General features: G+C 67.6%; 21 protein-coding genes. 13 read left to right on the plus strand and 8 right to left on the minus strand.

Annotated elements, in window-relative coordinates:
* Positions 1-16 precede the first annotated feature (16 nt).
* Positions 17-1,060, minus strand: coding sequence for an aspartate-semialdehyde dehydrogenase (locus VE759_RS14110; RefSeq protein WP_324933371.1), 1,044 nt, complete (start codon positions 1,058-1,060; stop codon positions 17-19).
* The gene (locus VE759_RS14115) at positions 1,061-2,326 is read right to left on the minus strand and encodes an aspartate kinase (RefSeq protein ID WP_324933374.1); all 1,266 of its coding nucleotides are present in this window, start codon (positions 2,324-2,326) and stop codon (positions 1,061-1,063) included.
* A gap of 86 nt (positions 2,327-2,412) precedes the next feature.
* Between VE759_RS14115 and VE759_RS14120 the strand changes: the two genes are divergently transcribed.
* Positions 2,413-3,024 (plus strand): nitroreductase family protein, encoded by a 612-nt coding sequence (locus VE759_RS14120; RefSeq protein ID WP_324933377.1) that lies wholly within the window; start codon positions 2,413-2,415, stop codon positions 3,022-3,024.
* Here the strand turns inward: VE759_RS14120 and VE759_RS14125 are convergent.
* On the minus strand, positions 3,015-4,055 hold the full coding sequence (locus tag VE759_RS14125; RefSeq protein WP_324933380.1) for a hypothetical protein: 1,041 nt from the start codon (positions 4,053-4,055) through the stop codon (positions 3,015-3,017). The two genes, VE759_RS14120 and VE759_RS14125, sit on opposite strands and share 10 nt — an antisense overlap.
* A gap of 177 nt (positions 4,056-4,232) precedes the next feature.
* Here VE759_RS14125 and leuA point away from each other — a divergent pair, with 177 nt between their 5' ends.
* Positions 4,233-6,059 carry a 2-isopropylmalate synthase gene (gene leuA, locus VE759_RS14130; RefSeq protein ID WP_324933382.1) on the plus strand — a complete coding sequence of 609 codons (1,827 nt, stop codon included), beginning with the start codon at positions 4,233-4,235 and terminating at the stop codon, positions 6,057-6,059.
* Between the two features lie 5 nt (positions 6,060-6,064).
* Here the strand turns inward: leuA and VE759_RS14135 are convergent, their stop codons facing one another.
* Positions 6,065-7,063 carry a DEDDh family exonuclease gene (locus VE759_RS14135; protein WP_324933385.1) on the minus strand — a complete coding sequence of 333 codons (999 nt, stop codon included), beginning with the start codon at positions 7,061-7,063 and terminating at the stop codon, positions 6,065-6,067.
* Positions 7,064-7,163: 100 nt separating this feature from the next.
* On the opposite strand from VE759_RS14135, the gene VE759_RS14140 reads away from it, so the two are divergent.
* Positions 7,164-8,429 (plus strand): Mur ligase family protein, encoded by a 1,266-nt coding sequence (locus tag VE759_RS14140; RefSeq protein ID WP_324933388.1) that lies wholly within the window; start codon positions 7,164-7,166, stop codon positions 8,427-8,429.
* A complete protein-coding gene (locus VE759_RS14145) occupies positions 8,422-9,132 on the plus strand; it encodes a glutamine amidotransferase (protein WP_324933392.1) in 711 nt (236 codons plus the stop codon). Before VE759_RS14140 ends, VE759_RS14145 begins: the two co-directional genes overlap by 8 nt.
* On the opposite strand, the gene VE759_RS14150 is transcribed toward VE759_RS14145, so the two are convergent.
* From VE759_RS14150 to VE759_RS14160, 3 genes are all read right to left on the minus strand, one after another.
* A complete protein-coding gene (locus VE759_RS14150; RefSeq protein ID WP_324933394.1) occupies positions 9,047-9,973 on the minus strand; it encodes a hypothetical protein in 927 nt (308 codons plus the stop codon). The two genes, VE759_RS14145 and VE759_RS14150, sit on opposite strands and share 86 nt — an antisense overlap.
* Positions 9,974-10,099: 126 nt before the next feature.
* Positions 10,100-10,711: a recombination mediator RecR gene (gene recR, locus VE759_RS14155; protein WP_324933396.1), complete on the minus strand. Its 612-nt coding sequence runs from the start codon at positions 10,709-10,711 to the stop codon at positions 10,100-10,102.
* Positions 10,712-10,713: 2 nt separating this feature from the next.
* On the minus strand, positions 10,714-11,028 hold the full coding sequence (locus VE759_RS14160) for a YbaB/EbfC family nucleoid-associated protein (protein ID WP_324933399.1): 315 nt from the start codon (positions 11,026-11,028) through the stop codon (positions 10,714-10,716).
* A 64-nt stretch (positions 11,029-11,092) separates the two neighbouring features.
* Between VE759_RS14160 and VE759_RS14165 the strand changes: the two genes are divergently transcribed.
* Entirely contained in the window at positions 11,093-11,875 is a 783-nt protein-coding gene (locus VE759_RS14165; RefSeq protein WP_414687915.1) for an Rv3717 family N-acetylmuramoyl-L-alanine amidase, read from the plus strand.
* Between the two features lie 59 nt (positions 11,876-11,934).
* On the opposite strand, the gene VE759_RS14170 is transcribed toward VE759_RS14165, so the two are convergent.
* Positions 11,935-12,378, minus strand: a complete 444-nt coding sequence (locus tag VE759_RS14170) for an SRPBCC family protein (RefSeq protein ID WP_324933404.1) — start codon at positions 12,376-12,378, stop codon at positions 11,935-11,937.
* A gap of 79 nt (positions 12,379-12,457) precedes the next feature.
* Between VE759_RS14170 and VE759_RS14175 the strand changes: the two genes are divergently transcribed.
* From VE759_RS14175 to glnT, 8 genes are all read left to right on the plus strand, one after another.
* On the plus strand, positions 12,458-13,849 hold the full coding sequence (locus VE759_RS14175) for an FAD-binding oxidoreductase (RefSeq protein WP_324933407.1): 1,392 nt from the start codon (positions 12,458-12,460) through the stop codon (positions 13,847-13,849).
* Positions 13,846-15,156, plus strand: a complete 1,311-nt coding sequence (locus VE759_RS14180; RefSeq protein WP_324933408.1) for a class I SAM-dependent methyltransferase — start codon at positions 13,846-13,848, stop codon at positions 15,154-15,156. Before VE759_RS14175 ends, VE759_RS14180 begins: the two co-directional genes overlap by 4 nt.
* 119 nt (positions 15,157-15,275) lie before the next feature.
* The gene (locus VE759_RS14185; protein ID WP_324933411.1) at positions 15,276-16,766 is read left to right on the plus strand and encodes an APC family permease; all 1,491 of its coding nucleotides are present in this window, start codon (positions 15,276-15,278) and stop codon (positions 16,764-16,766) included.
* Entirely contained in the window at positions 16,763-17,239 is a 477-nt protein-coding gene (locus tag VE759_RS14190; RefSeq protein WP_324933414.1) for a hypothetical protein, read from the plus strand. Before VE759_RS14185 ends, VE759_RS14190 begins: the two co-directional genes overlap by 4 nt.
* Before the next feature lie 75 nt (positions 17,240-17,314).
* The gene (locus VE759_RS14195) at positions 17,315-17,650 is read left to right on the plus strand and encodes a YnfA family protein (protein ID WP_324933417.1); all 336 of its coding nucleotides are present in this window, start codon (positions 17,315-17,317) and stop codon (positions 17,648-17,650) included.
* Positions 17,651-17,761: 111 nt separating this feature from the next.
* Entirely contained in the window at positions 17,762-18,421 is a 660-nt protein-coding gene (locus VE759_RS14200) for an XRE family transcriptional regulator (protein WP_324933420.1), read from the plus strand.
* A 152-nt stretch (positions 18,422-18,573) separates the two neighbouring features.
* Positions 18,574-19,764, plus strand: a complete 1,191-nt coding sequence (locus VE759_RS14205; protein WP_324933423.1) for an FAD-dependent oxidoreductase — start codon at positions 18,574-18,576, stop codon at positions 19,762-19,764.
* Positions 19,765-19,800: 36 nt separating this feature from the next.
* A complete protein-coding gene (glnT, locus tag VE759_RS14210) occupies positions 19,801-21,153 on the plus strand; it encodes a type III glutamate--ammonia ligase (RefSeq protein ID WP_324933426.1) in 1,353 nt (450 codons plus the stop codon).
* The last annotated feature ends 5 nt before the right edge of the window (positions 21,154-21,158 follow it).

Genomic DNA, 21,158 nt, shown 5'->3' on the forward strand with positions numbered 1-21,158 from the left:
GGTCCGGAGAAGGGCTCTACTGCTGCGCGACTAGCAACTCGGCGATCTGAATGGTGTTCAGCGCGGCGCCCTTACGCAGATTGTCGCCGGAGACGAATAACGCGAGCCCCCGCCCGTCCGGCACCCCGGGATCCTGTCGAACCCGGCCGACCAGCGATTCGTCCACCCCGGCCGCCGCCAGCGGTGTCGGCACATCGACCAGCCTGACCCCCGGTGCGTTCGCGAGCAGTTCGCTCGCACGCTTGGGCGAGATTGGTCGCGCGAACTCGGCGTTGATCGACAGTGAGTGTCCGGTGAAAACCGGCACGCGCACGCAGGTGGCGCTGACCAGCAGCTGGGGGATCCCGAGGATCTTGCGGCTTTCGTTGCGCAGCTTTTGGTCTTCGTCCGTCTCACCGGAGCCGTCGTCAACGAACGAGCCGGCCAGCGGCAGCACGTTGAACGCGATCGGCGCGACGTATTTGTCGGGCGCCGGGAAGTCGAGCGCGCCGCCGTCGTGCACCAGCTGCTCGGCGTCGTCGATGACCGCGCGCGCCTGCGCCGCCAGCTCCCGCACCCCGGCCAGTCCGCTGCCGGAGACGGCCTGGTACGTCGAAGCCACCATCCGGAGCAGCTGCGCGTCGTCGTGCAGCACCTTCAGCACCGGCATCGCCGCCATCGTCGTGCAGTTCGGGTTGGCGATGATGCCCTTCCTGAGGCGCCCCGCGTCTCGGACGTCCCTGTCGAAGTTGACCTCACTGACCACCAGCGGCACGTCGGGGTCCTTGCGCCATGCCGACGAGTTGTCGATCACCGTGACGCCGGCCGCGGCGAACCGCGGCGCCTGCACCCGCGACATCGTCGCGCCCGCGGAGAACAGCGCGATGTCCAACCCCGCCGGGTCGGCGGTCTCGGCGTCCTCGACCTCGATCTCCTGCCCGCGGAACGGAAGTTTCGTGCCCCGGGAACGCTTCGACGCGAAGAACCTGACGCTGGTGGCGGGGAAGTCGCGCTGGTCGAGCAGCGTGCGCATCACCTGGCCGACCTGACCGGTCGCCCCGACAACCCCTATCGCGACCATCTAGCGTCCCGTCCCCGCATATACCATCGCCTTCTCGTCACCACCGAGACCGAACGCCTCGTGCAGCGCCACGACGGCCTTGTCCAACTCGGTGTCCTTGACCAACACCGAAATTCGGATTTCCGAGGTGGAGATCAGGTCGATGTTGACGCCGACCGCGGCGAGCGACTCGCAGAATTTCGCGGTGACGCCGGGGTGGGTGCGCATGCCCGCGCCGACCAGCGACACCTTTCCGACGTGATCGTCGTAAAGCACCTTGATGAAACCGATTTGGTCCTTCAACGCATCCAGCTTCTCGACCGCGGTGGGCCCGCTTTCGCGCGAGCAGGTGAACGTGATGTCGGTCTTGCCGTCCTCGATCTTCGACGCGTTCTGCAGCACCATGTCGATGTTGACGTCGGCGTCGGCCACCGCGCGAAACACCCTTGCGGCATAGCCCGGCACGTCGGGGATGCCGACGACGGTGACTCTCGCCTCGCCGCGGTCATGGGCGACTCCGGTGATTATGGCGTCTTCCATGGATATGTCCTCCATCGATCCGGTCACGACGGTGCCGGGATTGTCCGAGTACGACGACCGGACGTGAATCGGAACGTCGTAGCGGCGGGCATATTCCACGCAGCGCAGCATCAGCACCTTGGCGCCACAGGCGGCGAGTTCGAGCATCTCCTCGAAGCTGACTGTCTCGAGCCGGCGCGCGTTCGGCACGATCCGCGGGTCGGCGGTGAAGATGCCGTCGACGTCGGTGTAGATCTCGCAGACGTCGGCGTTCAGCGCCGCGGCCAGCGCAACCGCGGTGGTGTCCGACCCGCCGCGGCCGAGCGTGGTGACGTCCTTGCTGTCCTGGCTGACCCCCTGGAAGCCGGCGACCAGCACGATCTGGCCCTCGTCGAGCGCCGACTGCAGCCGCCCGGGTGTGACGTCGATGATCTTCGCGTTGCCGTGCACGCTGGTGGTGATCACCCCGGCCTGCGACCCGGTGAACGAGCGGGCATGCGCGCCCAGCGAGTCGATCGCCATCGCGACCAGCGCGTTGGAGATCCGCTCCCCCGCGGTCAGCAGCATGTCCATCTCCCGCGGCGGGGGGGCCGGGCACACCTGCTTGGCCAGATCGAGCAGATCGTCGGTCGTGTCGCCCATCGCCGAGACGACCACGACGACGTCGTTACCCTGCTTCTTGGCTTCCACGATGCGCTCGGCGACCCGGCGGATCCGTTCGGCGTCAGCCACCGACGATCCGCCGTATTTCTGCACGACGAGCGCCACGGTCAACCTTTCTGCGCGGGGTTCAAACAAGAATAAGGGGTCAGTGCACCCCATTTTGCTCCGCGCGATACCGCTAGCGTGGAGCCGTGGCTGGGCCTCCCGCCGATCGACGCGCCGACACCCGGGTCCCGATCCATCCCGTGCTCGCGGGCCGGTGGAGCCCTCGCGCGTTCGACGCGACGGCCGTGCTGACCACCGAGCAGATCACCGCGCTGCTGGAGGCCGCCCGGTGGGCCGCGACCTGGGGTGATCGCCAGCCGGTGCGGTTTATCGTCGGCATCCGAGGCGACCAGACATTCGAGATGATCTCGGAAGTTCTCCGGCGCGGAAACAGCTACGCGAAGTCCGCGGGCGCGCTGATCCTGATTTGCGTCGACCAGGGACCGGACGAAAAGACCGCGCTTTACGCAGCGGTCGACGCCGGGGCGGCGATCGCCCAGCTGACCGTGGAGGCGTTTTCTCGCGGATTGGTCGCGCATCCGATGGCCGGCTTCTATCCCGACGGCGCGCGCAGTGCATTTGCGTTGCCCGACGAAGTCCGCCCCGTCGCCGTTGTGGCGGTCGGTTCGCTCGGCGACTATGCCAACGTCGACCCGGCGATCATCGAGCGCGACGCGCAGGGCCGGCGGCGGTTGCCGTTGGAGCAGGTCGCGTTCGCCCAGACCTGGGGCCAGCCGTTCGAGTCTGTTCAGCCGTAAAGCTTGGCCGCGCGGGTGGTCAGGTCGGCGACGGCGTCGCAGTCCGTGCTGCCCTTGCCGTCCACCACGACCGCCGGCCGCACCACCGAGTTGGGCAGCTCAACGTAACCGCCACCGATGATGCGGCGCCGCATCGGCGGGCCAACGAACGAAACCGCCGAACAGAACCTGCGGTCCAGATATATCTCGACGCCGTTGCGCTCCGACCGGTCCCTGCCGACGGTGATGGTGTCGACCAGCAGCGGCTCGAGTTGCACCTGAACTGACAGCACGTCGCCCGATCCGCTCATCCACAGGCCGAACCGGCATTGATGCGGCTGCGACGACCCGATGTCCCAGCGGTCGACGTCCCCGCCGAGACCGGCGAGCACCTCGCACGGGTCTCGCTCGGCCAGCGGTGCGGGATATACCGCGGCGGCGTCGCGTGCCGGCAGCGGCCCCTTCCCCAACCACTCGGCCACCGCGGCGGCGATGCGCTGCGCGGTGCCGCAGTCGTTGTCGGCGATCAACCCGACGCGCACGAACGGCTGCTGCGGCTTGTGCAGTGGGTGTGCACCGGGCAGCCGCGCCAGCTGCAACGGCACCAGGTACTCGCAGCCGCCGGGAAGATTCTTGTAGATCGGGGTGTCGCCGATCCGGAACGCGACCGCATTCCCGGGCTGGCTGCTCATCACGAGCTCTACCGAGGCGAATTTGCGCGTCGCCGCACCCGACACCTTGACGTCGATGTCACACTCGTTGAACGCGAAAAGGGTGCCCACCGAGAGGATCTCACCGACCTTGGCCAAAGCGTCGTGGTTCAGCAGGCCGCACACGTCGATGCGTCGCAGCGCCCGCAGGTACGCCAGCGCAGTCTTGTCGTTGTCGCTCACGGTCTGGCCGTAGATGGCCACGTCGCCGGCGAAGAAGTACGCGGGATCGGCGTTACGGGACCCGACGGCGGCGCGGCCGTCGATGAGGCGGTCGCAACCGGTCAGCGCCAGCGTCGCGGCCAGCAGCGCGGCGGCCGCGGCGCTGACCAGGTGCCTCACCGGCACAGTCTGTCACGGGCCGGCGCTTTGGCGGCCCGGACAATGCGGTAGAGTGCATGGCGTGCAGCGGGTGCTCCTTCTCGGCAGCCGCGACGGGGTCTGATCCAGACCGGCTTCCCGTCGCGGGTGTTCGCGATGCGCCGGTCGTAGTCCATGCACTCCCGGAAAGCAAACGCAATGACTCCCAGTGATTCTCGTGTCGAGGTAGTTGATTCGGCCGACGCATTCGTCTCGGCCCGCACGATCACCAAACCGTCGGGACCCCCGAACCCCGGCCAGCCGGCGTGGAATACCCAGCGCGGGACGGCGATGCCGATCTCGCGCTACCGCCCCTTCGCCGAGGAGGTCGAACGGATCCGGGTGGCCGATCGCAGCTGGCCGGACCGTGTCATCAACACCGCGCCGATGTGGTGCGCGGTCGACCTGCGTGACGGCAACCAGGCGCTGATCGATCCGATGAGCCCGGCGCGCAAGCGTCGCATGTTCGACCTGCTGGTGCGGATGGGGTACAAGGAAATCGAGGTCGGGTTCCCGTCGGCCAGCCAAACCGATTTCGACTTCGTCCGCGAAATCATCACCGAAGGCGTGATCCCCGACGACGTCACGATCCAGGTGCTGACCCAGTGCCGGCCGGAACTGATCGAGCGAACCTTCGAGGCATGCGAGGGCGCCTCGAAGGCGATCGTGCATTTCTACAACTCGACGTCGATCCTTCAGCGTCGCGTCGTGTTCCGCGCCGACCGTGCGGCGGTGCAGCAGATCGCCACCGACGGCGCGCGCAAGTGTGTCGAACAGGCCGCGAAATACCCCGGGACGCAATGGCGTTTCGAGTATTCCCCGGAGTCCTACACCGGCACTGAACTGGTGTACGCCAAGGAGGTGTGCGACGCGGTCGCCGACGTGGTCCAGCCGACGCCGGACAATCCGATCATCTTGAACCTGCCGGCGACCGTCGAGATGGCCACGCCGAACGTCTACGCCGATTCCATCGAGTGGATGCACCGCAACCTGGCCCGCCGCGACAGCGTCATCCTGAGCCTGCATCCGCACAACGATCGCGGAACGGCCGTCGCCGCAGCGGAATTGGGCTATCAGGCCGGCGCCGACCGGATCGAGGGCTGCCTGTTCGGCAACGGCGAGCGCACCGGTAACGTCTGCGTCGTGACGCTGGGGTTGAATCTCTTCTCCCGCGGCATCGACCCGCAGATCGACTTCTCCAATATCGACGAGATCCGTCGCACCGTCGAATACTGCAATCAGCTGCCCGTTCATGAGCGCCACCCGTACGGCGGCGACCTGGTGTACACCGCGTTCTCCGGAAGCCATCAGGATGCGATCAACAAGGGCCTGGACGCGATGAAAGTGGCCGCCGACGAGGCCGACGCCGACGTCGACGACATCCTCTGGCAGGTGCCGTACCTGCCGATCGACCCGAAGGACGTCGGCCGCACCTACGAGGCGGTGATCCGGGTCAACTCGCAATCCGGCAAGGGTGGGGTGGCCTACATCATGAAGGCCGACCACGGCCTGGCGCTGCCGCGGCGGCTGCAGATCGAGTTCTCGCAGGTGATCCAGAAGATCACCGATGGCGAGGGCGGCGAGGTGTCGTCGAAGGAGATGTGGGACGTCTTCGCCGACGAGTACCTGGCTCCGGTGCGACCGCTGGAACGTGTCCGTCAGCGCGTGGTTGGGTCCGAGGTCGACGGCGGCACCGACGCCATCGAGGCCGTGGTGCGGATCGACGGCGTCGAGACCGAAATCCGCGGCACCGGCAACGGCCCGCTGGCCGCATTCGTGGATGCCCTGACCGGTGTCGGCATCCATGTGCAGGTGCTCGACTACGCCGAACACGCGTTGTCGGCGGGCGAGGACGCCCGTGCCGCCGCGTACGTCGAGGCGTCGATCGGCGGCCGCACGGTGTGGGGTGCCGGCATCGCGACGTCGATCACCACCGCATCGCTGCGGGCCGTCGTGTCAGCGGTGAACCGGGCCGCGCGGCCCTAGACCCGTCAGAACAACGCGAACTGCTCGCCGAGCTCCACGGTCGAGTCGGTGAAGTCCTCGATGCCGGTGCCGCCGACCACGGAGTCGAGCTGTGCGAGGAAGTCGACGTCGGAGAGCGTCGGCACGCCCAGCTCGCGGGCATGAAAACCCTTGCCGTGTTCGGCGTTCGGGTCGTTACAAATGACCACCGAGGTGTCCTCGTCGATCATGTCGCTGTAGGCCAGCCCGACGTGCATGATCCGCTCGATCAGCTCCTCGTGCGTGCGGTCCACCTCGGCCGACAGCGCGACCCGCATGCCCTGCACGAGTGGTCGCCCCGGCTGGTAGCGGCCCGGGTTGAGCCACTCACACGGCACCCGCGAGGCCAGCATCTTCAGCGGCCGCAACTCGTCGTGGGTGACGCTGCCGTTCGGCCAGCGACGCCGCGTCGTGGGGCGCACCGGAAGCCATACGTCGCGTTCCTGGGCGAGCTTGACCGCCGGCGTCAGAATCTGCGACAGCACGAGCGCGTCGTCGAATGCATCGTGCGGCTTGAGCTGCGAGATGCCCCAATGCGCGGCCAGCGTCTCCAGCCGCAGGTTCTCGGTGCCCAGCGACAGCCGTCGGGTCAGCTCCACCGTGCACATCACCTCGTCGATCGGCAGCTCGATCTCGGCCAACTCCGCTTCGGCCGACAAGAACGAATAGTCGAAGGCCGCGTTGTGGGCGACGAGCGTGCGGTCGCACAGCATGTAGACCAATTCCGAGACGATGTCGGCGAACGACGGCTGGCCGGCCAGCATGTCGGCCGTCAGCCCGTGCACATGTGTGGGCCCCGGATCGACGCCCGGGTTGAGCAGGCTTACTACCGACCGCTCCACCGCGCCGTTGCCGTCGAGCGCCAGCGCGGCGAGGCTGATGATGCGTGCGTGGCCCGGGCGAAAACCCGACGTCTCGACGTCAAGTACCACCCAGCCGCCCTTGTGCTCGGCGGCCGGCCGCCCCCAGGGGGGCACCTGGGTCATGGCCACCACGCAGTCAGAATCCCACGGCACACCGACTTTGCCGGGGAGCGACGGATCGGCGAGGTCAGCGTGTCGCGCATCGTTACCTAAACTTGCCCGGGTGATCACCGCCCGCGGACGTGTCGCGCTTGCGGCCGGAGCGACCGCGCGCTGGGCGTCGCGGGTGACCGGCCGCGGCGCCGGCGCGATGATCGGCGGGCTCGTCGCGATGAACCTGGACAAGTCGCTGCTGCGCCAGCTCGGCTCGGGACGGCGCACCGTGCTGATCACCGGCACCAACGGCAAGTCGACGACGACGCGGATGGCGGCCGCGGCGCTCGGTTCCGTTGGCCAGGTGGCGACGAACTCGGAGGGCGCCAACATGGACGCCGGGCTCATCGCGGCACTGGCTTCGGCCCGAGACGCGCGGCTGGCCGCCCTGGAGGTCGACGAGATGCACCTGCCCCACGTCGCCGATGCGGTGCAGCCGGGCGTGGTGGTGCTACTGAACCTGTCGCGTGACCAGTTGGACCGCGTCGGCGAGATCAATGCGATCGAGCGCACGTTGCGGGCGGGTTTGGCGCGGCATCCGTCGGCGGTCGTGGTAGCCAATTGTGACGACGTGCTGATGACCTCGGCGGCCTACGACTGCCCGAATGTGCTGTGGGTGGCCGCCGGCGGTGGCTGGGCGTTGGATTCGGTGAGCTGTCCGCGGTCCGGCGAGGTGATCGTGCGTGAACACACCCACTGGTACAGCACCGGCACCGACTTCAAGCGGCCGACGCCGCAGTGGTGGTTCGATGATGAAACGCTCTACGGCCCAGACGGGTTGGCGCTCCCGATGAAGCTGGCGCTGCCAGGGACGGTGAACCGTGGCAACGCGGCCCAGGCCGTCGCCGCGGCGGTGGCGCTCGGCGTCGATCCGGCCGCGGCGGTGGCGGCGGTGTCGGGTGTTTCCGAAGTGGCCGGCCGGTACCGAACCGTGACGGTCGGCTCGCACACCGCGCGGATACTGCTCGCCAAGAATCCGGCGGGCTGGCAGGAATCGCTGTCGATGATCGACACGCACGGTGCCGGGGTCGTGATCGCGGTGAACGGGCAGATCCCCGACGGTGAGGACCTGTCGTGGCTGTGGGATGTGCGGTTCGAGCAGCTCGTCGATGAGCCGCTCCGGCGGCGAGCCACCGGCGGAACCACCGCGGTGGTAGCCGCCGGCGAACGAGCGACGGACCTGGCCGTGCGGCTGACGTACGCGGGGGTGGACCACAAGCTGGTGCACGACACGACGGCGGCGATCGAGTCGTGCCCACCGGGTCACGTCGAGGTTATTGCCAACTACACGGCGTTTCTCCAGCTGCAGCGAGCGTTGGGCCGGCGCCGTGGCTGACTCGACGGTGCGGATCGGGCTGGTGTTGCCCGATGTGATGGGCACCTACGGTGATGGCGGCAACGCGGTGGTGCTGCGCCAGCGGTTGCGGCTGCGGGGGTTCGACGCCGAGATCATCGAGATCACGCTGTCCGAGCCGGTGCCTTCGGGGTTGGACTTTTACACCCTTGGTGGCGCGGAGGACTACGCGCAGCGGTTGGCGACCAAGCATCTGATCCGCCATCCGGGTCTGCAACGCGCGGCCAATGACGGCGCGCCGGTGCTGGCGATCTGCGCGGCGATTCAAGTGCTCGGCCACTGGTATGAGACCTCGGCGGGCGAGCGGGTCGACGGCGTCGGGCTGCTCGATCTAATCACCGCCCCGCAGCCCGTGCGAACCATCGGCGAGCTGGTCAGCCGGCCGCTGCTGGACGGCCTGACGCAGCCGCTGACCGGCTTCGAAAACCACCGCGGCGGAACGGTTTTGGGCGACTCCGCGAAGCCGTTAGGTGCGGTCACAAGAGGCGCAGGCAATCGGGCCGGCGACGGCGTCGACGGCGCGGTCCAGGGCAGCGTCGTCGCGACCTACATGCATGGCCCGTGCCTGGCGCGCAACCCGCAGCTCGCCGACCTGCTGCTCAGCCGGGTCGTAGGCGAGCTTGCGCCGCTGGAGCTCGACGAGGTCGCGCTGCTGCGCCGCGAGCGCCTCGCCGCGCCTCGCTAGGTTGCCAGCCTCGCGACACCAGCGCCGTTCGCGCCCGCGCGATGACGTCGTCCTGGCGGTCCTCGCTGATCACGCGTATCACGATCCACCCAAGGCCCTCGAGCTTCGGGTGGACCCGCAGATCCTTGACGTACTGCTTGCGGTTGGTGCGATGTTGATCGCCGTCGTACTCGGCGGCCACTCGAAATTCTTCCCAACCCATGTCAAGCATCCGCACCAGCCGCCCGCGCCCGTCGACGACCGGGATCTGCGTCGCGGGGCGCGGAAATCCGGCGTCGATGAACAACAGCCGCAGCCACGATTCTCTCGGCGACGCGGCGCCACCGTCGACAAGCGGCAGCGCCGCCGACAGTCGCCGCAGTCCGCGTGCGCCGCGATACCGCTTGGCCAGCATCAGCACGTCTTCCATCGAGAACGGCGTCGCCCACATCAGCGCGTCCAGCCGCGCCACCGCCTCGTCCCGAGGCAGATGCCGACCCAGGTCGAACGCGGTCCGTGCCCGCGTGGTCACCGGAATTCCAGCGACCTTGGTTATTTCGTCGTCGGCCAGTGCCTCATTGCGCAACACCAGACCCCGCTGTGGCCGTGCTTCCCAAACCAGCTCGATCGGGGTTTCCTCGTCTACCCATGCGGCGCCATGCAATGCCGAGGCGGCAACGCCGGCGATCACGCCCCGGCGGTGCGACGCGTACCAGGCACCGACCGTCCGATCACGCAGCGTCGGAACCGACCGCCTGGGCACATAAACGCCGCGGTAGATCGGGCGATACCAGCGTCGCACCTGATATCGCGTCAGCCGACCCGACGCGACCGCCTCGCTGCCAATGAAGACCTCCCCCACCGCCCGATGGTCGCAGCCCCCGCCGACATTGCGTCCAAACCGACGTTTAGCCGGAAAAGTGCGAGTAACAGCCGCCAAAACGCTGGTTTCGACGCAGCAGCAGCAGCAGAGCGCAACCCAGCAGAACTACGCCATCTGCCGGCGCCCCGACAACGCACGCCCGAGGGTCAGCTCGTCGGCGAACTCGAGGTCGCCGCCCATCGGCAGGCCCGAGGCGATCCGGGTGACTGTCAGGCCCGGGATGTCGCGCAGCATCCGCACCAGGTACGTCGCGGTCGCCTCGCCCTCGGTGTTCGGGTCCGTCGCGATGATCACCTCGGTGACCTCGACGCCGTCCACCCGTTCACTTAGCCGATTCAACAGCTCGCGGATCCGCAGCTGGTCCGGGCCGATGCCCGACAACGGATCAAGCGCCCCGCCCAGTACGTGGTAGCGGCCGCGAAACTCCCGCGTGCGCTCGACGGCCTGGACGTCCTTGGGCTCCTCGACGACGCACACCACTGCAGCATCGCGACGCGCGTCGGAGCAGATGCGGCATCGCTCCGCGTCGGACACATTGCCGCATACCGCGCAGAACTGCACTCCCTCACGGACTTTCGCCAGCACCGCGGTCAGCCGGTCGATGTCCGGCGCTTCGACGGACAGCAGATGAAACGCGATCCGCTGAGCGCTCTTCGGGCCGATGCCCGGCAGCTTTCCCAGCTCATCGATCAGATCCTGGACCGGGCCCTCGAACAACGCTAGAGCCCCAGCCCCCCGGCCAGCGGGCCTAACCGGCTCTGCGCCAGGGTAGTGACCTGATTCGACGCGTCCGCCAGGGCGCCGACGATGAGATCTTGCAGCGTATCGATGTCACCGGGATCGACGACCTTCGGATCGATCGACACCGCGACCACTTCCCCGCTGCCCTTCATGGTCACCTGCACCAGACCGCCGCCGGCCTGGCCGTGCACCTCGGCGGCGGCCAATTGTTCCTGGGCCTCCATCAGCTGCTGTTGCATCTGCTGCGCCTGGGCGAGCAACGCCGACATGTCCGGCGAGCCTTCGGGTTGCATCACAGTCCTGTCTCGAGTTCATCTGTTCGGCGAATAGTCGGCGGGTCGAACCCCCAGCGTAGTCATGATCGGCTACCGTGACGCGGTGCCAGATGCCCTTCGCCGGCGTGTCGGCGCCGCAGCGTTGGTTGCGGCGCTGGCGGCTGCGTCGACAAGCACGGCACCACACATCGCCGCCGCGCCGGCCAACATCGGCGGTGCGATCGTCTTCCTCGACCCCGGCCACAACGGCGCCAACGATGCCTCGATCAACCGTCAGGTGCCCAACGGCCGCGGCGGAACGAAGGAATGCCAGACCAGCGGGTCGGCGACCAACGACGGCTATCCCGAGCACACCTTCAACTGGGATGTCGTGCTTCGCATCCGCACCGCCCTCGACCAGCTGGGCGTGCGCACCGCGATGTCACGCGGCAATGACAACGCGCTGGCACCCTGCGTCGACGAACGCGCGGCGATGGCCAACGCGCTGCATCCGGACGCGATCGTCAGCATCCACGCCGACGGCGGACCGCCAACCGGTCGCGGTTTCCACGTGAACTATTCCGCGCCGCCGCTCAACGAGGCCCAGGCCGGCCCGGCAATGCAGATGGCCAGAATCATGCGTGATCAGCTGGTGGCCGCGGGCATCCCGGCGTCGAACTACATCGGTTCCGACGGGCTCTACGGCCGCCCCGACCTCGCCGGCCTGAACCTGGCGCAATACCCGGCCGTCCTCGTCGAGCTCGGCAACATGAAAAACCCGGCCGACACCGCATTGATCACGTCACCCGATGGCCGGCAGAAGTACGCCGCCGCCGTCGTCAACGGCATCGCCGGCTTCCTCGGCTCCCGGCGCGGCACGTCCTAAACCACGTCCCAATCCACCCCAGAAGCCACGCCCTAAGCGCCCTAAGCGCCCTAAGCGCCCTAAGCCACGCCCTCTAGTTCCTTCTTCAGTTTTTCCAGCACCTCATCTTGGATTTTGCGCAAACCCAACGGCGCGAAGGTCCTTTCGAAAAAACCCTTCACCCCACCTGCGCCCTGCCACGACGTCTTCAGCGTGACCGATGAACCCGGACCGGCGGGGGCGACGGTCCAGTTGCTCACCATCGTCGAGTTGGCGTCTTTTTCGATCACGGTGTGCCCGGCGACATCGACGTTGGCCTGCACGTCCCGCACCCGCGACTTGGTGGCCTGCAACTTCCACTTGGCCACCGTGCCTCGCCCCTGCCCGCCCTGCACGACCTCGTAAGCGCTGTAGTGCGAGGACAGGATCTTCGGCCGCACATTCCGATAGTCGGCCACCGCGCTCAGCACGGCCGCGGGTTCGGCGTTGATCAGGACGCTGCTTGCGGCGCTGACCTGTCCCATCAGGCAAGGCTCCTCTGTCAGGTCGTCGTTCGAATGCCGAGCGGTCGCGTCGGCGCGCACCGCGGACTAGCGTATATCTGTGTCAATACCGGGGGCCGATGCGCAGGCCGCGCACGCCGAGGGTGTGCGCCGGCTGATTGCCAGCTACCGAAAGATCCCGCGCAACGCGACGGTGCGGCTGGCCAAACCGACGTCCAATCTGTTCCGCGCGCGGTCCAAACGCAACGCGCCGGGCCTGGACGCGTCGGGCCTGACCAACGTGCTCGCGGTGGATCCGCACACCCGCACCGCCGACGTCGCCGGCATGTGCACCTATCAGGACCTCGTCGCCGCGACGCTGCCGTACGGGCTCTCGCCGCTGGTGGTCCCACAACTGAAGACCATCACGCTGGGTGGCGCGGTCACCGGGCTGGGCATCGAGTCGGCATCGTTTCGTAACGGGCTGCCACACGAGTCGGTGCTGGAGATGGACATCCTCACCGGCACCGGCGAGGTCGTCACCGCCGCACCGGACCAACATCAAGACCTGTACCGTGGCTTTCCCAATTCGTATGGCACCCTCGGCTATTCGGTGCGGCTACGGATCGAGCTGGAGAACATCAAGCCGTTTGTCGCGCTGCGGCACCTGAGATTCCACTCGCTCGACGAGCTCGTCGCGGAGATGGACCGGATCATCGAAACCGGCGGCCTCGGCGGCGACCCGGTGGATTACCTGGACGGCGTCGTGTTCAGCGCCGATGAAAGCTATCTGTGCGTCGGCGTGCAGACATCGACCCCGGGCCCGGTCAGCGACTACACCGGGAAGCACATCTACTACCGGTCGATCCAGCACGACGACGGCGTCAAGGACGACCGGCTGACCATCCACGACTACCTGTGGCGGTGGGACACCGACTGGTTCTGGTGTTCACGGGCATTCGGTGCGCAGAACCCGCGGCTGCGTCGGCTCTGGCCGCGGCGCTATCGGCGCAGCAGCTTCTACTGGAAGCTGATGTCCTACGACCAAAAGTTCCACATCGCCGACCGCATCGAAAAGCGTAACGGCCGACCACCGCGCGAACGGGTCGTGCAGGACGTCGAGGTGCCGATCGAGCGGTGTGTGGAGTTCCTGGACTGGTTCCTGGGCAACGTCCCGATCGAGCCGATCTGGCTGTGTCCGCTGCGACTGCGCGGCACCCCCGATTGGGCCGACGGCTGGCCGCTGTACCCCATCCGTCCCGGTCACACCTACGTCAATGTCGGCTTCTGGTCTTCGGTGCCCGCCGGCGCGACCGAGGGCGCGACGAACCGGCTGATCGAGCAGCGGGTCAGCGAGCTCGACGGTCACAAATCGCTGTACTCCGACGCCTTTTACTCGCCCGAGGAGTTTGACGAACTGTATGGCGGGGAGACCTATAAGACGCTGAAAAAGACCTACGATCCCGACTCACGCTTCCTCGACCTCTATGCGAAGGCGGTGCAACGACGATGACCACGTTCAAGGAACGCGCGACGGCGCCCTCGGGCAAGATGACGCTGGCCGAAGTCCTCGAGGTATTCGCCGCCGGGTCGCTGCCGCTGCGGTTCAGCGCGTACGACGGCAGCCACACCGGACCCGAGGACGCGCCGCTGGGGTTGCGCCTCGTCACGCCGCGCGGCACCACCTATCTGGCCACCGCGCCCAACGAACTCGGCTTGGCTCGTGCCTACATCTCGGGTGACCTCGAGCCGCAAGGTGTGCACCCCGGCGACCCCTATCCACTGCTCAGCGCGCTGGCGTACCAGCTTGACTTCAAACGGCCGCCGGCGCGGGTGCTGGCCAACATCATCCGCTCGATCGGCATCGAGCACCTGAAGCCGATCGCACCACCGCCGCAGGAAGTGCTGCCCCGGTGGCGGCGTGTCTTTGAGGGCTTCCGGCACAGCAAGACCCGCGACGCCGAGGCGATCCATCACCACTACGACGTGTCCAACACGTTCTACGAGTGGCTGCTCGGGCCGTCGATGACCTACACCTGCGCGTGCTACCCGCACCCGGATGCGACCCTGGAGGAGGCGCAGAACAACAAATACCGGCTGGTGTTCGACAAGCTGCGGCTGAACCCGGGCGATCGCCTGCTCGACGTCGGCTGCGGGTGGGGCGGCATGGTCCGCTACGCCGCACGCAAGGGCGTCAAGGCGATCGGCGTGACGCTGTCGAAAGAGCAGGCCATCTGGGCGCAGAAGGCGATTGCCGACGAGGGCCTCACCGAGCTGGCCGAGGTCCGGCACGGCGACTACCGCGACATCGAGGAGACGCAGTTCGACGCGGTGTCCTCGATCGGGCTGACCGAGCACATCGGGGTCGCGAACTACCCGGCGTACTTCACCTTCCTGAAGTCCAGGCTGCGCACCGGTGGGCTGTTGCTCAACCACTGCATCACCCGCAGCCACAATCGCCACAGCCCCATCGCCGGCGGCTTCATCGATCGGTACGTGTTCCCCGACGGGGAGCTCGCCGGATCGGGCCGCATCATCACCGAGATCCAGGACGTCGGCTTCGAGGTGCTGCACGAGGAAAACCTGCGCCACCACTATGCGATGACTCTGCGTGATTGGTGCGCGAACCTGGTCGCGCACTGGGACGAGGCGGTCGAAGAGGTCGGGCTGGGCACCGCCAAGGTGTGGGGTCTTTACCTGGCAGCCGCGCGAGTTGGGTTTGACCACAACGCGATTCAGCTGCACCAGGTGCTTGCGGTCAAGCTTGACGAGCGCGGCCACGACGGCGGCCTGCCGCTGCGGCCCTGGTGGACGCCGTAGGCACCGCCACCTTATCTACTGTCGTTACACCGCGTTTATCGCCGCGAAACAAGTGCGGCTTCTACTACCAGTGGACCGTGACCACTGGCCATGCATGGCCGCTGACGAATGGACATTGGATGACGTCGACGACCGCCGCGCAGAAAACGGGCCTGCACAGGGGGACCAACTGGTGGGGCGCATTCGTGATCGGGCTGGCGGGTCCGATCCTGGTCACCGGCATCGATCCGCCGGCCGTTCAGGCCCTGGGCGCGGCCGCGGTGCCCCTGATCGCGCTGGCCACGGCGATGGGAGTGCTGCTCTGCGTTTTCGCCGCCGAGCTAGCGGCGGTGATGCCGCATCGCACCGGCGGTCTGCCGTCCTACACCACCGAGGCGTTCGACGAGGTTCATCGCGGGACGGCCAGGCATCTCGGCGGGCTGTCGGCATGGGCGTACTGGCTGGGCTGGTTCCCCGTCGCACCCATCAACATGATCCTCGCGTCGGCCTACATCATTCAGTTGTTCGGCATCCCCAAGGGACCGTCGTACCTTCCCTTCGGCTCGATCGGCAGCCCCGTCACCCTGTCCGTCCTGATCATCTCCGTGGTGGCGATCGCCGCGATGTACATTCCCTCGTACCTCGGCATCAGGCTCGGTGCGGGCTTCGCGACGTTCATGGGCATCGTCTCGATGGCGCCGCTGACGGTGCTGATCCTGCTTCCTCTGTTCCGGCCCGGCTCAATGCACTTCGGCAACCTCGCCGGTTTCCATTTCGCCCCCAGTGCGGCGGCGAGCCCGACATTGATCATCGCGTGGCTGTTCGTCATGACGTGGTCGGTGCTCGCGATGGAGGCCGCGGCCTGTTACCTCGGCGAGTGCGGCAACCCGTCGCGCGACGCGAAGATCGCGATGACCGTGGAAGGCATCTACGGCTTCTTCATCTTCGTGATGACCGCCGTGGTCCTCGTTCTCGTCATCGGCGTCGCCGACAACGTCGACCCACTCACCATCTTCTCGACGTTCATCTCGAAGATCACCGGCTCCTCGGGCGGGTGGGTGCAGTGGGTGATCGGGGTGCCGCTCATCCTTGCGCTGCTGCTGAGTGTGCTCAACGCCATCATGGGCTGCGCCCGCTCACTGTTTCAGGCGTCCGCCGACGGGGTGCTGCCACGGTGGTTCGGCCACCTCAACAAGCACGGCGTGCCCGACCGCGCGATGGCGTTCAACGTCGCGTGCTCGGCGATCGTGCTGCTGTTCGGCAGCCCGCTGCGGATCTACATCTTCTCCAACATCGGCTATCTTTTCGCTTGCATGATGGGCTTTTTCGCCTATTTCGCCCACCGCCAGACTCGCCCGTCCGTCGAGCGGCCGGTGCGGCTGCCCGGGTTCATGCGCTGGGTTGCCCTTGCGATCGGCCTGGTCTGCGCCGTACTGCTGGTGTTCGGCGGCTGGAACAGCCCCTCTGTCGTGCTCAGCAGCCCCAGTCACTCGCTGTTCCTGCTCGGCGTGCTGGTGCTGGCCGCCTACGCGCCGCTGCACCTCTGGCGCCGTTTCAGTGACCGGCGCGCCGACGTCACCCCCGCGCCGGTGGCCATTCCGGAGCTGGCCGCCGAGCCCGAGCCGGCATGACGACGGGAATGGCACGGCTCGGCCGCCGCCGCGGCGATCCGCCGCCGGACTCCGCACGCGACGTGGTGGTGGTGCTGCGGCCCGACGCCGCCGCCTCAGACGCGCTGCTGACCGCGGCACGTGCCGCCGGTGGGACCGTCACCGTGGTTTTGCCGCTGAAGATCCACGGCTATGCCCTCGGCCTGCCCAATCCCGGCCTGATGCCCACGGCCACGGAGCGGGCGGCCGCCGACGCGGCGATCACCACGACGGTGCACCGGCTGCGCCGCGACGGCATCGATGTCGACGGTCAGATCGTGGTGACCCGCCACGCGCACCGGGCGATCGTGCGGATCGTCCGGCGGCGCGGCGCCACTCGCGTGCTGCTGGAGCGTCCGACCGCCGGGCGGGTTCGCCGGCTGATCGAAGGCGACCTGGCCACGCAGCTAGCGCGGCGGCTGGGAGCTGGTGTCAGCGTCGATGCCGCGGCCTAGCCGCCCAATCGACCGCCCAATGAACCGCCAATCGACCGCCCAATCGACCGCCAGATCCACCGCGGAGGTGTCGACGTGACCGTTGCCAAGTCGATCTCGTTGTTCACCCTGGCCGCGATCGCTGAGATCGGCGGCGCATGGCTGGTCTGGCAGGGGGTGCGTGAGCACCGCGGCGTGGCCTGGGTCGGATTCGGCGTCGCGGCGTTGGCGGCATACGGATTCGTCGCGACACTGCAACCCGATGCCCACTTCGGCCGGATCCTCGCCGCATACGGCGGTGTCTTCGTCGCCGGGTCCCTGGCCTGGGGCATGGCGCTGGACGGCTTTCGGCCCGACCGATGGGACCTGGCCGGGGCGGCGGTATGCCTGATCGGCGTGGGACTCATCATGTACGCCCCTCGGCACCGATAGCCGCGCGGCGGCCAACCGAGCCCCCGGCGGCCAACCGAGCCCCCGGCGGCCAACCGAGCCCCCGGCGGCCAAATCGTTCACTGCCAGTAGACCCTGGGATAGGCTGCGCGAATGGCTGATGCCCCGACCCGGATCCACCGCGACACCGGTGACCCCGCACCGATCGAGCGCGAGGTGCCGACAGACACCCCCGCGATGCCGGCACTCGAGGTTGCAATCGCCGCGCAAGTGCGCGCCCTGCGGCGCGCCACCGGCCTGTCGGTCGCGGAAATGGCTGCCAAAGCCGGGATTTCGAAGGCCATGCTGTCCAAGATCGAAAACGCCCAGACCTCGTGCAGCCTGTCCACTCTGGCGAAACTCGCGACCGTACTCGACGCCCCGGTCACCGCGCTGTTCCGGGGTGCGGACAACGCGCGGGAGGCCGCGTTCACCGAATCCGGTCGCGGGTCGGTGATCGTCGGCCGCGGCACCCGCGTCGGTCACCATTACGAATTGCTCGGTGCGCTGCGCGGGCAGCACAAACGACTGGAGCCGGTGCTGGTCACGCTCACCGACAAGAGCGAGCCCTATCCCCTGTTCCAGCACCCCGGCACCGAGCTGCTGTACATGCTCGAAGGCGTCATGATCTATGGCCACGGGGAGAGCGAATACACGATGCGCCCCGGCGACTGCCTCCTTCTCGATGGGGAGGGTCTGCACGGCCCGCTCGATCTCGTCCGGTTGCCCATCCGGTTCCTCGCGGTCACTGCATATCCCGATTCCCACTGGTGACCCGCACCCAACCTCGTGAAACGACCGCCACCGATACGTGGCGATGACGCGCTCGAAACCCGCCCGACACATTCAGTGTGTTTCATAGCATCGAATGATGATTCCTCAGCGGAAACACCCCGGCACACCGGAAACCAGTCAGTAAGGCACCCGTGGCGGAGACAGCGCAATATGTCGTGGTCGGCGGCGGGCTCGAGGGCCTCTCGATCGCGTGGTCCCTCGCCGCCCGCGGCGCGAGCGACGTCGTGGTCATCGAGCGTGATTCGTTGTGTTCCGGCATGACGGGCAAGTCCAGTGGGGTTGTCCGCTGCCATTACGGCATCCCGTCGCTGGCAGCGATGGCCTGGCACGGTGTTGAGGTATTCGAACGGGCACCCGAGTTGTTCGGCGACGACATCGGATTCCGCCAGTGCGGCTACGTAGTCGCAGTGGGCGAGGCCGACGTCGACGCACTGAAGGCCAATGTCGCGATGCAGCAGGCGCTCGGCGTCGACGTCGACGTTGTCGGCCACGAGACGGTGGCCGAGCTGTGGCCCGGCCTGAACCTCGATGACTTCGCCTCGTTCGCCTACGAACCGCGCGGCGGACGAGGCGATGCGTACCTGACCGGCATGGCGTTCGCGGCCGGCGCACGGGCGTCGGGCGTGAATATCCGCCAACGTGCCCCCGTGTCCGCGGTGGTCGCCCGGCGCGACGGGTCCGTGTCCGGCGTCATGCTGGCCGATGGCACCGAAATCCACGCCGCGACAGTGATATTGGCGGCTGGACCATGGACGCCGGCACTGGCGGCAACGGTCGGCGTCGACGTCCCGGTCCGCACCCAGCGCGCCCAACTTGTACTGGTCGACCCCGGCACGCCCACCCCAAGCGTGCCGGTGTTCTCGGATCTTCATCGCCTTCAATACATCTGCCGCGAGCCCAACGGCACGCTACTGACCGGCAACAGCGATCACTCCAACCCGCAGTTCGCCGACCCGGACAACTATCCCAACCGCGCCGACGACGACGCGATCGACCTGGCGATCGGCAAGCTCGAATACCGCCTGCCCGCCATGCCGGATCCGCGGATCACCGCGACCTACGGCGGCTGCTACGACGTCACCCCCGACTACAACCCGATCATCGGCCCGTCACCGCTGGAGGGTCTCTTCCTCGCGGCGGGCTTCAGCGGCCACGGCTTCAAAATCTCGCCTGCGGTCGGGCGGCTCGTCGCCGACCTGCTCGTCGACGGCAAGACCGGCCTGCCCGGCGTCACACCGGCCGACTTCCGGTACGCCCGATTCGCCGAAGGGGATCTGCTCACCAGTCGTCATCCATACAGCGGCGCAGGCCAGATGCGATGACACCCCCGCAACACCGTTCCAGGAGGTAACAACACGATGACCGTCGACACCGCCCAACCGGCGCCGTCGCGTTACGGCAATGCCCGACCGCTCAGCCTCGTCGAGCGCGCCAACGCGTCGAAAACCACGTTCATTCTTGCCCTTTTCGTGACACTCACCGGCAAACCGTGCGCCAAGCTGGTGCCGGTCGAGGCCGCCGAGATGTTAGAAACGGAGGGCGTCGGCTTCGCCGGTTACGCGGCGGGCGGCATGGGGCAGTTGCCGAAGGATCCGGATCTGATCGCGATCCCCGACAAAGCGTCCTTCATGCCGATCCCGTTCGTCCGGCCCGGGTTGGCAATCGTCCACTGTGACCCGCACGTCGACGGCAAACCGTGGCCGTACTCGCCGCGCGTCATCCTCAAAGCGGCCCTGCGCAAAGCAGCCGACCTCGGGCTGTCAGTCGACGTGGGCGCGGAGATCGAGTACTTCCTGGTTGTCCGCGGTGCCGACGGCGCGCTGACCGTGGCCGACTCCGCCGACCTCAGCGCCCAGCCCTGCTACGACGCCCGGGGCGTCACCCGCATGTACGACCACCTCGCCGATATCTCGCACGCGATGAACGCGCTCGGCTGGGGCAACTACGCCAACGACCACGAGGACGGGAACGGCCAGTTCGAGCAGAACTTCGAATTCGCCGACGCGCTGAGCACCGCCGACCGCGTCATCACCGCCCGGTATCTGCTCTCGGTGATCGCCGAACGCCGCGGCATGCAGGCGACGTTCATGCCGAAGCCGTTCGGCGACCGCACCGGCACCGGCATGCACATGCATCTGTCGCTCTCCGACGCGAGCGGTCAGCTGTTCCCGGATCCGGCCGACCAGAAAGGCCTCGGCCTGTCGTCGACTGCCTACTCGTTCATCGCCGGAATTCTCGATCACGCGTGCGCGCTGCAGGCGGTCATCGCCCCAACCGTCAACTCCTACAAGCGAACCGGTGCCACGTCCACCGCAAGCGGGGCGACCTGGGCGCCACAGGCAGCCAGTTACGGCGGCAACGACCGCACCCATTTCCTGCGCGTGCCGGACCACAACCGGGTGGAGCTGCGCGGTGCCGACGGCTCGGCCAACCCGTACCTTGCGACCGCCGCCACCGTCACCGCCGGCCTCGACGGCATGGCCCGCGGGCTCGATCCGGGCGTACCAGGCAGCCGAACCGGTCCGGGTCTGCCGTTGACCCTGCTGCACGCGGTCGACGCATTGGACGCCGACGCTGTGGTGCGCGGCTCGCTCGACGGTGCCGGCGCCGGCGTCGCGGACTACTTCGCGGCGCTCAAGCGCGAAGAGTTCTTCGACTGGCACAACACCGTCTCCGCGTGGGAAGTCGACCGCTACCTCACCGCATTCTGAGGATC

The organism is Mycobacterium sp., from assembly GCF_035640695.1.
GTDB lineage: Bacteria > Actinomycetota > Actinomycetes > Mycobacteriales > Mycobacteriaceae > Mycobacterium.